Genomic DNA, 13,116 nt, shown 5'->3' with positions numbered 1-13,116 from the left:
CCAAATTGGATGTGAAGGACGATGTCGTGTGGATTACGCTGCGGCGGGATGCGAGCGCAGCGATGGTCTGTGGCGGGTGCGGCGTGCATTGCTACCAGGTGCACGATGGCGCGACGCGCATCATCCGAGAGCTGCCGATGCAGGGTAAGCCGGTACGGCTGCGGGTGCCACTGCGTCGTCTGAAATGCAGCACATGCGGCACCAGGGTCGAGCGCGTGGCGTGGCTCGATCGCCATGCCCGGGTGACCCGCTCCCTGGCCGAGTTTGTCGGCTTGTGGTGCGAGAAGCTTCCAGTTGCCCACGTGTGCAAACTGGCGCAGCTGCACTGGGAGACGGTGCGCACTATCGAGCTTGCCAAGCTCGAACGTGAACTGGCTGCTTTGCCCGCAGCGCAGCCAACGCGGCTTGTCATGGATGAATTCGCGCTGTTCAAGGGGCATCGTTACGCCACTGTCGTGCTCGATGCGGACAGCCGGCGGGTACTGTGGGTCGGCGAGGGCCGCAGCCGCGAGGCCATCCGTCCGTTCTTCGAATGGCTCGGCCCCGACCGCTGCGCCAACATCGAAGCCGTCGCAATGGACATGAATACCGCTTTTGACCTGGAAGTACAGCAGCAATGCCCGAAGGCGCGCGTGGTCTACGATCTGTTTCACCCCCGGTGTCAGAATAGTTGTCGCGTCACTTGATGAAGTAAAGCCATACCGGGGACGGGCAAGAGAGAGCGTGTGAAGCAGTATTCAGCAGAACGAAAAGAAGCGTTACTACGGCAGATGATGCCGCCCCAGAACCGGGTGGTGTCGGAACTGGCCCGTGAGAGTGGGATCACCGAGCAGACGCTTTATACTTGGCGCCGTCAACTTCGTAATCAAGGAACGCCGGTGCCAGGTAGTGAGAAAAATGCTGAGGAATGGACTTCGGAGGACAAGTTCGCGGTGGTGCTCGAAACAGCAGCGCTGAACGAAAGCGAGCTGTCGGAGTATTGCCGCCGCAAGGGGCTTTTCGCAGAGCAGATCGCCACGTGGCGGGCTGCGTGCATGGCGGCTAACGTGAACGTGGCGCAGCAGGTGCGCGGTCAGCAGACGCAATCGAAGGAAGACAAGAAACGCATCAAGCAGCTGGAGAGGGACTTGCAGCGCAAGGAGAAGGCCTTGGCCGAGGCGGCAGCGCTGCTGATCCTGCGAAAAAAAGCCCAGGCGATCTGGGGGGACAAAGAGGAAGACTGATCAGCGTCCCAGATCGCCTGTCGTGTGTTGCGTTGATCCGCGAAGCAGAGGCAGCAGGTAGTCGGTTGTCACCGGCTTGCCAGGAGCTCGGCATTACCCTGCGTACGTTTCAGCGGTGGGTGCGCGACGGCGACGCTGCTGTAGCTGCCGACAGCCGCCCGACGAGTGCGCGGCCAGAGCCTGCCCACAAGCTCAGTGAGGACGAACGGGCCGAGATTCTCGCTGTCGCCAACAGCGAGGAGTTCGCCAGCCTGCCGCCAAGCCAGATCGTACCGACGCTGGCCGATCGCGGCGTTTATATGGCATCGGAATCGAGTTTCTACCGCGTGTTGAAGGCGGCTTCGCAGCAGCAGCATCGCGGCAAGGCAAAGAAGCCAAGTGCTCGCGTGCTCACAAGCCATTGCGCCGTGGCGCCAAACCAGGTTTGGAGTTGGGATATCACGTGGCTGCCGGCCGCGATCAAGGGCAAGTACCACTACTGGTACATGGTGCTCGACATCTACAGCCGGAAAATCGTCGGTCACGAAGTCCATGAGGCGGAATCGGCAGAGTCGGCAGCGCGGCTGATGCGCCGGGCCAGCTTGGCCGAAGGCCTGGCGGGCCGGCCGCTGGTTCTGCACTCGGACAACGGCAGCGCAATGAAGGGTTCGACAATGCTGGCCACGTTGGAACAGTTAGGCGTTGCACCGTCGTTCAGCAGGCCCCGCGTGAGTAACGACAATGCGTTCGCCGAGTCGCTGTTCAGAACCTGCAAATATCGCCCGGATTACCCAAGTAAGCCGTTCCAGACGCTGGAGGACGCACGCGCATGGACGCAGAAATTCGTGCGCTGGTACAACCAGGATCATAAGCACAGCGGCCTGAAATTCGTGACGCCGGCACAGCGCCACGGTGGTCAAGCCGGAGCGATCCTGGAACATCGCGAACAAGTGTATCGACAGGCCAGAAGCCGCCATCCGCAGCGCTGGTCGCGGGGTGTCAGAAACTGGAATCTGGACGATCATGTCTGGTTGAATCCGGAACGGATTCGGCCAGAAGAATCAAAGCAGGTTGCGTGAGATGACGCGACAACTACGTTGACAAACACCGTTCACGTCATTGCCAAGTACGGCCGTGAGGTGATCGACCGGGTACGGGTCGACGAGGCAAACCGCCTGCGCGACGACCGCCCTCAGCGCAAAGTCGTCAAGCGCTCTCGTTGGCTTTTGCTGCGCAACCGGGAAAACGTCCCGCCAGCCCAGCAGGCTAATCTGGACGAGCTGCTTGCCGCCAACCAGGCCTTAATGACGGTGTACGTGATGAAGACAGCACTCAAGGAACTCTGGCAGACATCGGGCGGCTGGCGGTGGCTTCTCGCCTGGCGCAACTGGCTCAAGATGGCGCGCGACAGCGGAATCGAACCGCTCAGAAAGTTTGCAGCAAAGCTCAAGCCTTACTGGCGAGGCATCGCAGCACGGCTGCGCTGGCCGATGCATACCGGCCAGCTCGAAGGCATCAACAACCGTATCAAAGTAATGAAACGGATGGCCTACGGCTACCGGGATAGCGACTTCTTCTTCCTCAAGATCAAAGCCGCGTTTCCCGGAAATCCGTGATGAACCTTTTTTTATACCTGGCGGGGCAGGGTATTATTCAGTGTGCATGGGCGAAAAAAAACCCCGCTTGGAGCGGGGTTTCTCGCTTCCGTGGGCGGAATTACATGCCCTGGATGTTGGAAGCTTGCTTGCCTTTAGGGCCTTGCGTGACTTCGAATTGGACTTTCTGACCTTCTTTGAGGGTCTTAAAACCGTTCATGTTGATTGCGGAGAAATGCGCGAACAGATCCTCGCCGCCGTCATCTGGAGTGATGAAGCCAAAGCCTTTGGAATCATTGAACCACTTAACAGTACCAGTTGCCATAAAAGAACTTTCAAATATAAACAAATCACACGAGCCATAAAAGCAAGAAGCTTCTTGCCCCCTCCTCAGCCTGCTCACTTCTTATCAACACGTTCCGGGGACCATGTCAATGTAACCATTGTTGATGCACTAAGTTTTGAAGTCAAGCCCTTTGATGCGACTGTTGTTAATTTTTTCATACGTATTGCATAGACGCTCTACAGACCCCCTTGATTTCGGCAAACGGAACGCCATCTGCGCTATCAACGGAAAACAAGTAAGATGAAGGCGAATCGAAGTGAGCTGGTCTCAGTGTCTGATATTTCCGCTTTGCAGCATCCTTGAACGCTTTAGAATACGCCCATGGCAACCAAGCAAGATACCGAACAGCTGCTGGAGCGGCAAGTCGTAAAACCACCGCCCCTGTATCAGGTGGCGTTGCTGAATGATGACTACACACCCATGGAATTTGTGGTGGCAATCATTCAGGAGTACTTCAACAAGGATCGCGAGACGGCGACGCAGATCATGCTTTCCGTACACCGTCATGGTAAAGGAGTGTGCGGCGTGTTTTCCAAAGATATAGCGTGTACCAAAGTGGAGTTTGTCTTAACGCATGCGCGCAAGGCGGGCCATCCCCTGCAGTGCGTGATGGAGGAAGTATGATTGCGCAGGAACTTGAAGTATCCCTACACATGGCCTTTGTCGAAGCTCGACAGGCACGGCACGAGTTCATTACCGTGGAGCACCTGCTGCTTGCGCTCCTCGACAATCCCTCGGCCGCGGAAGTCCTGCGTGCATGCGCGGTCAATATCGATGACCTGCGCAAGACCCTGACCAATTTTATTGGTGACAACACCCCGACCGTGCCCGGCACGGGCGAGGTGGACACCCAGCCGACGCTCGGATTCCAGCGCGTGATCCAGCGCGCGATCATGCACGTCCAGTCGGCCTCGAACGGCAAGAAGGAAGTCACGGGCGCGAATGTGCTCGTCGCGATCTTCGGCGAGAAAGACTCGCACGCCGTCTACTACCTGCACCAGCAGGGCGTAACGCGTCTCGATGTGGTCAACTTCATCTCGCATGGCGTGCGCAAGGACCAGCAGATCGACAGCCAGAAGGCGTCGGAAGGCGTGGAAGAAGCGCAGGTCGAAGGGGCAACGAAAGAAAGCCCGCTCGACCAGTTCACGCAGAACCTGAACAAGGCTGCCGCCGACGGCAAGATCGATCCGCTGATCGGACGCGAGGAAGAAGTCGACCGCGTGATCCAGATCCTGTGCCGCCGCCGCAAGAACAACCCGCTGCTGGTCGGCGAGGCTGGCGTGGGCAAGACGGCAATTGCCGAGGGCCTGGCGTGGCGCATCGTCCAGGAAGAAGTGCCCGAGATCCTGCAGAACGCGGTCGTGTTCTCGCTCGACATGGGTGCGCTTCTGGCCGGTACCAAATACCGCGGCGACTTCGAGCAGCGCCTGAAGGCCGTCCTCAAGCAATTGAAGGACACGCCGAACGGCATCCTGTTCATCGACGAGATCCACACGATCATCGGCGCCGGCTCGGCCTCGGGCGGCACGCTCGACGCATCGAATTTGTTGAAGCCTGCGCTCGCCAACGGCCAGCTGAAATGCATCGGCGCGACCACGTTCACGGAATTCCGCGGCGTGTTCGAGAAAGACCATGCACTGTCGCGCCGCTTCCAGAAAGTGGACGTCAACGAGCCGACGGTCGAGCAGACCGTGCAGATCCTGCGCGGCCTGAAGTCGCGCTTCGAAGAGCACCACGGCGTGAAGTATTCGTCGTCGGCGCTCTCCACGGCGGCCGAGCTGGCGGCACGCTTCATCAATGACCGTCACTTGCCTGACAAGGCGATCGACGTCATCGACGAAGCCGGTGCAGCCCAGCGCATCCTGCCGAAGTCGAAGCAGAAGAAGACCATCGGCAAGGCCGAGATCGAGGAAATCATCGCCAAGATCGCGCGCATTCCACCGCAAACGGTCAACCAGGACGACCGCAGCAAGCTGCAGACGATCGACCGCGACCTGCGCAACGTCGTCTTCGGCCAGGATCCTGCGATCGATGCGCTGGCGTCCGCCATCAAGATGGCGCGCGCGGGCCTGGGCAAGCAGGACAAGCCGATCGGCTCCTTCCTGTTCTCCGGTCCGACCGGTGTCGGCAAGACCGAGGTGGCCAAGCAGTTGGCCTTCATCCTCGGCATCGAGCTGATTCGCTTCGACATGTCGGAGTACATGGAGCGTCACGCCGTGTCGCGCCTGATCGGTGCGCCGCCGGGCTATGTCGGTTTCGACCAGGGCGGTTTGCTGACCGAGGCCATTACCAAGAAGCCGCATGCGGTGCTGCTGCTGGACGAGATTGAAAAGGCCCACCCGGACATTTTCAACATCCTGCTGCAGGTGATGGACCACGGCACGCTGACCGACAACAACGGGCGCAAGGCCGATTTCCGCAACGTGATCATCGTCATGACCACGAACGCGGGCGCCGAAAGCCTGACCAAGCGTTCGGTGGGCTTCGTCGACAACAAGGCGGCAGGCGACGAGATGGCCGACATCAAGCGCATGTTCACGCCGGAGTTCCGCAACCGCCTGGACGCGACCATCAGCTTCCGCGCGCTGGACGAGGAAATCATCCTGCGCGTCGTGGACAAGTTCCTGATGCAGCTGGAAGAGCAGCTGCACGAGAAGAAGGTGGAAGCCATCTTCACGGAGAAGCTGCGCAAGTTCCTCGGCGCGAAGGGCTTCGATCCGCAGATGGGTGCACGTCCGATGTCGCGCCTGATCCAGGACATGATCCGCAAAGCCCTGGCCGACGAGCTGCTGTTCGGCCGCCTGGTCAACGGTGGACGCATCACGGTCGACCTGAACGAGAAGGACGAAGTCACGCTCGAGTTCCCGGAAGGGGACGCACTGCCGCCGCCGGCCCCGGCCGAGACGGTCGAGATCGAGTAAGCTCTGCCCTCACAAAAAACCGCGTCTGGTGCGCGGTTAATGAGATGGTCACCCTCCACCCTATAAGTTACTAGACTTGTAGGGTGTTGTTCTTTCGTCCGCGTTTTCTTGTGGGGTGACGATGATCAGCGCCCGGCATTCATACAGTGGTCACATTCGCTAGTTACATTAGGGCAATTCCCACCCAAGCCAAAGCGCATGTTCTCCACCAGACTCCAGACCGGCACCAAGATCCTCGGCTCCTTCCTCCTCGTCTCCCTCCTCATGGTTCTGATCACTGCCGTCGCCCTCTGGCGCATGCAGGCGGCCGACGCCATCACGCGCGACCTGGTGCAGGACAAGCTGGCCAAGCAGCAGCTCGCCTCCGACCTGCTGGGCGTGGCGCGCCTGAACGGCCTGCGCAGCATGTCGATTGCGCGCAGCGACAGCCTGGAACTGGCCGACCTCTACAAGGAACAGCTGCAGGGCGGCGAGAAGCAGGCCGCCGCGATCGAAGCGGCGATGCGCGCGCTGCCCGCGTCCAGCGCGGAACAGGCGCTGCTGCGCGCCATGAACGAACACAAGACCGCGCTTGCGAACGCGACCAAAGCCGTGTTCGCCGCGAAGGACCTGGGGCGCACCCAGGAAGCCGAGGAACTGCTGGCGCGCGCGCTGGAACCCGCCTTCGCCCGCTACAGCACCAGCCTCGAAGCGCTGCTGCAGCACCAGGCGCGCCAGGCGCACAGCCTGGCCGACGACTCGGCCGCGGCCTCCGCCTTCAGCCGCCTGTTGCTGCTCGCACTGGGCGCGGCTGCGCTGGCGGGAGGCGCCGGCCTTGGCTGGCTGCTCACGAACAGCATCGTCGGCCCGCTGCAGCAGGCGGTCAGCCTGGCCGAAGCGGTCGCACGCGGCGACCTGCGCCCGGTCATCCGCCACCGCCGCTTCGACGAACTCGGGCGCCTGTTCGATGCGCTCAACGGCATGACCGGCGGCGTTTCCGCGACCGTGAGCGAGGTCTTGCGCGGCGCGCTCGGCATCGACGCGGCCTCGAACGAAATCGCGGCGGGCAACCAGGACCTGTCGCAGCGCACCGAACGCCAGGCCGGCGCCCTGCGCCAGACCACGCTCGCCATGGAGGCCTTGAGCGGCGCCATCGCCAGCAACAACGACAGCGCGCGCGACGCCAAGCTGCTGGCCCGGTCGGCATCGACGGTGGCGGGCGAGGGCGCCGCCGCCGTGGCCCAGCTGGTCGCGCGCATGGAAGCCATCAAGGCCTCGGCGGACAAAATTGTCGACATCACCGGCATGATCGACAGCATCGCCTTCCAGACGAATATCCTGGCCCTGAACGCCGCCGTCGAGGCGGCGCGGGCCGGCGCCGAAGGACGCGGCTTTGCCGTGGTCGCGGCCGAAGTGCGCAACCTGGCCCAGCATTCCGCCGGGGCGGCGAAGGAAATCAAACAGCTGATCGCACAATCGAGCGGCGAGATCGACGCCGGCACCGGCATCGCGCAGGGCGCGGGCGACACCATGCGCGTGGTGCTGGGCAAGGTGCGGGAAGTGGCCACGCTGCTGGAGGCGATCCACGGCGCCAGCGAACAGCAGGCCGACGGCGTGAGCAAGGTCGGCCGCGCGATCGCCGAGATCGACCTGTCGACCCAGCAGAACGCGGCCATGGTGGAAGAGGCGGCGGCGGCCGCCGAATCGATGCGCGGCCAGGCGGCGGCGCTGTCGCGGCTGGTCGGCACCTTCCAGGTGCGCCGGCCGCTCGCCGCGCCGCGCCTGCTGGCGCCGGCCTGAGGCAGATGACCTGACTCAGACCGCGGCGAGCGCGCGCTGCAAATCCGCGCGCTGGTCCTCCACATGCTCGATCCCGACCGAGAGCCGGATCAGGGTGTCGCTGATGCCCAGTTCCGCGCGCTGGGCTTGGGGGATGGTGGCATGCGTCATCAGGGCCGGATGCTCGATCAGGCTTTCCACACCGCCCAGGCTTTCGGCCAGCGTGAAGACCTTGCACGCTTCCAGGAAGCGCCGCGCACCGGGCAAGTCTGATGCCAGCTCGATCGAAACGATGCCGCCGAAACCGCTCATCTGGCGCCGCGCCAGCGCATGCTGGGGATGTGTTTCCAGTCCCGGGTAATACACCTTGCTCACCTTCGGCTCGCGCTCGAGCCATTCGGCCAGCGCCAGCGCATTGGCATTGCTGCGCTCCACGCGCAGGGCCAGGGTCTTGATCCCGCGCAGCACCAGGAAGCTGTCGAAGGGGCCCTGGATCGCCCCCACCGCGTTCTGAATAAAACCGAGCTGCTCGCGCAACTCCGCATGGTGCGCCGCATTGCCGACCACCGCCACGCCGCCGATCACGTCCGAATGGCCGTTCATGTACTTCGTGGTCGAGTGCACGACGATGTCGATGCCCAGTTCCAGCGGGCGCTGGTTGATCGGGCTGGCGAAAGTGTTGTCGCAGACGGTGATGATGCCGCGCGCGCGGCACAGCTGGGCAATCGCCGCCAGGTCGGCCAGTTTGAGCATCGGATTGGTCGGCGTCTCGACCCAGACCAGGCGCGTCTCAGGCGTGAGGCTTGCTGCCAGTGCTTCGGGATCGGCCAGGTTCACGTAGGTGAAGTGGTGGCCCGCGCTCTTGCGCCGCACGCGCTCGAACAGGCGGTAGGTGCCGCCGTACATGTCGTCGCCGGCCACGATGTGCGAGCCGGCGGGCAGCAGTTCGAGCACGGCCGAAATCGCCGCCAGGCCCGAGGCGAAGGCAAAGGCGCCGCTGCCGCTTTCGATGTCGGCCACGCAGCGCTCGAGCGCCCAGCGCGTTGGGTTGTGCGAGCGGCCGTAGTCGAGCCCCTTGTGCACGCCCGGACTTTGCTGGGCGAAGGTCGAGGTGGCGAAGATCGGCGGCATCACGGCGCCGGTGCCTGGCTCCGGCGACTGGCCGCCGTGGATGACGCGGGTGGACAGGTGGAGTTTGTTGTCGGGTGAAGTCACGATAAGGTCCTGCGCAAGTGGTTGAGAAGGTCGAAGCGGGTGATCAGGCCGTAGAAGCGCTCGCCATCGGCAATCACGGCGGTCAGGCCGCGGTCCAGGATTTCGCGCAGCTGGGCCATGCTGGCGGACGGCGCCAGCGTTTGCAGCTCGCGCGTCATGGTGCTGGCCACCGTGGTCTGGAAGCGCGAGGGTTCGGTCGTCACGTGCAGCAGCAGGTCCGATTCGTCGACGATGCCCACCAGGCGGCCGTGTTCGATCACGGGCAGCTGGGCCAGGTCGGCGGAGCGCATGCGATTGAAAGCGGTGAGCATGGTGTCGCCCGGACTGACCGTGACGACTTCGCCGGCGTCGAAGCGGCGCCCGACCAGGTCGCGCAGGTCGCCCGTTTTGGGGCGCTGCAGCAGGCCCTGGTCGACCATCCAGCCATCGCTGTAGGCCTTGGTCAAGTAGCGGGTGCCGGTGTCGCAGACAAAAGTGGCGACGCGCTTCGGCGTGGTCTGTGCGCGGCAATACTTGAGCGCGGCGGCCAGCAGGGTGCCGGTCGAGGAGCCGGCCAGGATGCCTTCATGCTGGAGCAGGGCGCGCGCGGTGCCGAAGCTTTCCTCGTCGCTGATGGTGTAGGCGCTCTTTACGCGCGAGAGGTCGGCAATGCCGGGGATGAAATCTTCGCCGATGCCTTCGACCGCCCAGGAACCGGCTTCTTTCGCCAGATGCCCGGTGTTGACGTAGTCGGCCAAGATCGAGCCCTTCGGATCGGCCAGCACGAATTCTAGCGCGGGCTGGACGCGCGCAAAATAGTTCGACAGGCCGGTGAGGGTGCCCGACGAGCCGACGCCGACGACGATGGCGTCGAGTTCGTGGCTGGTCTGTTCCCACAGTTCCGGGCCGGTCGTGGTTTCGTGGGCGCGCGGGTTGGCGGGATTGTTGAACTGGTCGGCGAACCAGGCGCCCGGAATCTCGCGCGCCAGCCGGGCGGCATAGTCCTGGTAGTACTCGGGATGGCCCTTGCCGACGTCGGAGCGGGTGAGGTGGATCTCGGCCCCCAGGGCTTTCAGGTGCAGGATCTTTTCGGCCGCCATTTTATCGGGCACGACCAGCACCACGCGGTAGCCCTTGATGCGGGCCACCAGCGCCAGGCCCAGGCCCGTATTGCCCGCGGTGGCCTCGACCACGGTGCCGCCGGGCTTCAGGCTGCCGTCCTGTTCGGCCTGCTCGATCATGGCGCGGCCGATGCGGTCCTTGATCGAGCCGCCGGGGTTTTGCGATTCCAGTTTCAAGAAAAGCTGGCATGGACCGGTGTCCATGCGGGTGACTTGCACCAGCGGGGTATTGCCGATCAAAGAGAAAATTGCTGCTTGAGACGCATGTTGCAGTGGGCGTTGCATGATGCCTCCAGGAAGGCGCCTTGTGGGCGCCGCGAACGCAGATAAGCGGACGCAGATGGGCGTCCGGCCTGTGTGAAAAGAACATGGTACGGCGGTTTCGGGCGCGATGGTTTGCACTGGCGCGTGTTGTGACGGGCGCACCTTAGCACGAGGTATCGTTATCTAATAAATAAGATAAACGAGGATGGATATGCGCTTTGTCACGGGTAGACGGGTCGGCGGGCGCTAGAGTGGCTCGCCCGAAAAAAATCCTGAAATTGCTCCATAGGCAACTGTTATACTGGAGCATCATCTTTCCACGTTCACACATTCCATGACCATGAACCGTCTCTCTGCCCTGGCTACTGTCTGCGTATTCACCGTGTTGACCGCCTGTGGCGGCAGCGATGACGGCGTCAAGCTCGGCGAATTTCCTGCGATCAGCAAGACCGAAGGCGATGCGCCCTTCAAGCTGACGGCGCCAAGTTCCAAGAGCCCTGCGGCCTTTTCCTACTCCAGCAGCGACACGCGCGTCGCGACCATCGAGGGCGACACGGTCACCGTCGGCGTTGCCGGCACCGCCACCATCACGGCGCGGCAAGGGGAACTGGGCAGCTACAACCCGACCTCGACCAGCACCGTGCTGACGGTCGCGAAACGGGTGTGCGAGGCGCCGCTGGTCAACGAAAACGGCCAGTGCGTGGCGCCTGCGTCGACGGCAGGGTATGTGACAAGCTCAGGCGCGGTCTGGATGCCCGCCACCGTCGCCCTGACCTGGGCCCAGGCCGACGCCTACTGCAAGAACACGAAGATTCAGGGCACGACCGGCTGGAAGCTGCCGGGACAATTCGAGCTGGCGGCCCTGGTCGCGACCGGCACGCTGAGCGGGCAGGGCTGGGCGACCGGCGACGCCTGGAGCGCGACCGCCGGCAGCACGGCCGACACGCACTTCGCGGTCAACCTCGGCAGCGGCGCATCGAATGCCTACCCGAAGGAAAACAAGGCCTACGTCACCTGCATGAAGTAATCGCCAGGGCGTTTATGTTTCGGCCTTCAGCCGCCGCCACAGGGTCGTGCGGCTGATGCCGAGGTGGCGCGCGGCGGCGTCGCGCTGGCCGCCAAAGCGCGCCAGCACGGCGGCGATGCTTTCGCCGGCCGCAGTCTCCGGCAGCGCCGGCGTCAGCGCGGCCTCCGGAGCGCCCAGTTCAGGCGCAATCCCCAGTAAAAAATTCGGCGTCAGCGACTGCAGCGGCTCGGCCGCGAGGAACAGCGCCAGGCGCTCCATCAGGTTGCGCAGCTCGCGCACATTGCCCGGCCAGGCATGGCGCAGCAGGAGCGGCGCGCAGGCATTGATCTCCGCGTGCAGGTTCGGATGGGGCTTCGCGCCAAGCGCCGCCAGCGACTGCTTGAGCGACCATTCGGCCAGCGGCACGATATCAGGCAGGCGCGCGCGCAGCGGCGGCAGGGCCAGGCGCAGCACCGCCAGCCGGTAGAACAGGTCGGCCCGGAAGCGTCCCTCGCGCACCCGCGCTTCCAGGTCGCAGTGGGTGGCGCTCACCACCCGCACGTCGATCGGCACCGGCCGCGTGCCGCCGACCCGCATCACTTCGCGCTCTTCCAGCACCCGCAGCAGGCGCGTCTGCAGCGCCAGCGGCATTTCGCCGATCTCGTCCAGGAACAAGGTGCCGCGGTTCGCCGCCTCGAACAGGCCCGCGTGGCCGCCGCGCCGCGCGCCGGTAAACGCGCCTTCCTCGTGGCCGAACAGTTCGGATTCGAGCAGCGACTCGGCAATCGCCCCGCAATTCACCGCCACAAACGGCCGGTTCGGCCCCAGGCTGCGCGGCCCTTCGCGGTGGATCGCCTGGGCGACGAGCTCCTTGCCGCTGCCGGTCTCGCCATGGATCAATACCGTGGCCGGCGAGCGCGCATACAGCACCACCGTCTGGCGCAAGCGCTCCATGGCTTCGGACTCGCCGCGCAGGTCGTTCAGGCCGCGCCGCGCGCGCCGCGACTCGTTGGCGGGCCCGCGCCGGATGCGGTTCGCTTCCAGGTGGGTCAGGCGTGCCAGCTCGAGCGCGTCGTCGAAGGCCTGGCGGATCGAGGCGGCCGAATACAGGAAAATGCCGGTGAGGCCCGCTTCCTCGGCCAGGTCGGTGATCAGGCCGGCGCCGACGATGACCTCGATGCCGGCCGCCTTCATCTCGTCCATCGCCGCGCGCGCATCCTCGCGCGTGACATAACTGCGCTGGGCGACGGGTAGACCAAAGGTCGCGCTGAACTCGGCCAGTTCCGGCAGCGGCTGCTGGTAGCTGATCACGCCGATGCGTCTGGATACCTTGCGTGCCCGCGCCAGCGCCCCCATCACATCATAGCCGCTGGCCTTGGCCACGATCACCGGCGCCGAGACCCGGCCTTTCAGGTAGGCGCCGTTCGAGCCGGCGGCAATGACGACGTCGCAGCGTTCGCTGGCCATGCGCTCGCGGATGTGGCGCGTCGCTTCGTCGAAGCCCAGGTCGATCGGCTCGATGGTGGCAAGGTGGTCGTACTCGAGCGTAATGTCGCGAAACAGCTCGGACAGGCGCGAGACCGAGACGGTCCAGATGACGGGCTTGTCGGCGTCTTGGGAAGCAGGGGGAAGAGGGCGCATGTTGCAATTCTACTGCAACAGTGTTCCACTTGTTTCATCTGGAACGCAAAACTGAAACACTGCGCTGT

10 protein-coding genes and 1 pseudogene are annotated in these 13,116 nt (G+C 63.7%); 7 read left to right on the top strand and 4 right to left on the bottom strand.

What is annotated here, in order from left to right; translation table 11 throughout:
• Window positions 1-11: 11 nt before the first annotated feature.
• From NMB41_RS17150 to NMB41_RS17140, 3 genes and pseudogenes are all read left to right on the top strand, one after another.
• A complete protein-coding gene (locus tag NMB41_RS17150) occupies window positions 12-686 on the top strand; it encodes an ISL3 family transposase (RefSeq protein WP_494382862.1) in 675 nt (224 codons plus the stop codon).
• A gap of 39 nt (window positions 687-725) precedes the next feature.
• Window positions 726-2,281 (top strand): IS3 family transposase gene (locus NMB41_RS17145; protein ID WP_494379010.1). Its coding sequence is split into 2 segments (ribosomal slippage): window positions 726-1,188 and window positions 1,188-2,281, totalling 1,557 coding nucleotides; the frame shifts between segments, so codons are not numbered across the junction.
• A gap of 33 nt (window positions 2,282-2,314) precedes the next feature.
• A pseudogene (locus NMB41_RS17140) lies at window positions 2,315-2,818 on the top strand (ISL3 family transposase); the annotation flags it as partial.
• 100 nt (window positions 2,819-2,918) lie between these two features.
• Here NMB41_RS17140 and cspE read toward each other — a convergent pair.
• The gene (gene cspE, locus NMB41_RS17135; protein ID WP_020653506.1) at window positions 2,919-3,122 is read right to left on the bottom strand and encodes a transcription antiterminator/RNA stability regulator CspE; all 204 of its coding nucleotides are present in this window, start codon (window positions 3,120-3,122) and stop codon (window positions 2,919-2,921) included.
• A gap of 342 nt (window positions 3,123-3,464) precedes the next feature.
• Between cspE and clpS the strand changes: the two genes are divergently transcribed.
• The 3 genes from clpS (at window position 3,465) to NMB41_RS17120 (ending at window position 7,843) form a co-directional block, all read left to right on the top strand.
• Window positions 3,465-3,767: an ATP-dependent Clp protease adapter ClpS gene (clpS, locus tag NMB41_RS17130; protein ID WP_305509342.1), complete on the top strand. Its 303-nt coding sequence runs from the start codon at window positions 3,465-3,467 to the stop codon at window positions 3,765-3,767.
• Window positions 3,764-6,064: an ATP-dependent Clp protease ATP-binding subunit ClpA gene (gene clpA, locus NMB41_RS17125; RefSeq protein ID WP_494379009.1), complete on the top strand. Its 2,301-nt coding sequence runs from the start codon at window positions 3,764-3,766 to the stop codon at window positions 6,062-6,064. Before clpS ends, clpA begins: the two co-directional genes overlap by 4 nt.
• 198 nt (window positions 6,065-6,262) lie before the next feature.
• Window positions 6,263-7,843, top strand: a complete 1,581-nt coding sequence (locus tag NMB41_RS17120; protein WP_494379008.1) for a methyl-accepting chemotaxis protein — start codon at window positions 6,263-6,265, stop codon at window positions 7,841-7,843.
• A gap of 15 nt (window positions 7,844-7,858) precedes the next feature.
• Here NMB41_RS17120 and NMB41_RS17115 read toward each other — a convergent pair whose 3' ends face one another.
• Window positions 7,859-9,037: a trans-sulfuration enzyme family protein gene (locus tag NMB41_RS17115; RefSeq protein WP_494379007.1), complete on the bottom strand. Its 1,179-nt coding sequence runs from the start codon at window positions 9,035-9,037 to the stop codon at window positions 7,859-7,861.
• Complete coding sequence (locus tag NMB41_RS17110) at window positions 9,034-10,422, bottom strand: pyridoxal-phosphate dependent enzyme (protein ID WP_494379006.1); 1,389 nt, start codon at window positions 10,420-10,422, stop codon at window positions 9,034-9,036. Before NMB41_RS17110 ends, NMB41_RS17115 begins: the two co-directional genes overlap by 4 nt.
• 313 nt (window positions 10,423-10,735) lie before the next feature.
• Between NMB41_RS17110 and NMB41_RS17105 the strand changes: the two genes are divergently transcribed.
• Window positions 10,736-11,428, top strand: coding sequence for an Lcl domain-containing protein (locus NMB41_RS17105; protein WP_494379005.1), 693 nt, complete (start codon window positions 10,736-10,738; stop codon window positions 11,426-11,428).
• 12 nt (window positions 11,429-11,440) lie between these two features.
• Here NMB41_RS17105 and prpR read toward each other — a convergent pair whose 3' ends face one another.
• Entirely contained in the window at window positions 11,441-13,048 is a 1,608-nt protein-coding gene (prpR, locus tag NMB41_RS17100) for a propionate catabolism operon regulatory protein PrpR (protein WP_494379004.1), read from the bottom strand.
• Between the last annotated feature and the right edge of the window lie 68 nt (window positions 13,049-13,116).

This window comes from Massilia sp. FBCC-B171 (assembly GCF_059134155.1).
Note: the sequence above shows the minus strand (reverse complement) of the source record. Positions and strands in the feature narration are given on the sequence as shown.

Bases quoted from the DNA above. Each gene is read 5' to 3' on its own strand.
- cspE (WP_020653506.1), bottom strand. From the start codon at position 3,122: ATGGCAACTGGTACTGTTAAGTGGTTCAATGATTCCAAAGGCTTTGGC.
- clpS (WP_305509342.1), top strand. From the start codon at position 3,465: ATGGCAACCAAGCAAGATACCGAACAGCTGCTGGAGCGGCAAGTCGTA.
- clpA (WP_494379009.1), top strand. From the start codon at position 3,764: ATGATTGCGCAGGAACTTGAAGTATCCCTACACATGGCCTTTGTCGAA.
- NMB41_RS17120 (WP_494379008.1), top strand. From the start codon at position 6,263: ATGTTCTCCACCAGACTCCAGACCGGCACCAAGATCCTCGGCTCCTTC.
- NMB41_RS17110 (WP_494379006.1), bottom strand. From the start codon at position 10,422: ATGCAACGCCCACTGCAACATGCGTCTCAAGCAGCAATTTTCTCTTTG.
- NMB41_RS17105 (WP_494379005.1), top strand. From the start codon at position 10,736: ATGACCATGAACCGTCTCTCTGCCCTGGCTACTGTCTGCGTATTCACC.
- prpR (WP_494379004.1), bottom strand. From the start codon at position 13,048: ATGCGCCCTCTTCCCCCTGCTTCCCAAGACGCCGACAAGCCCGTCATC.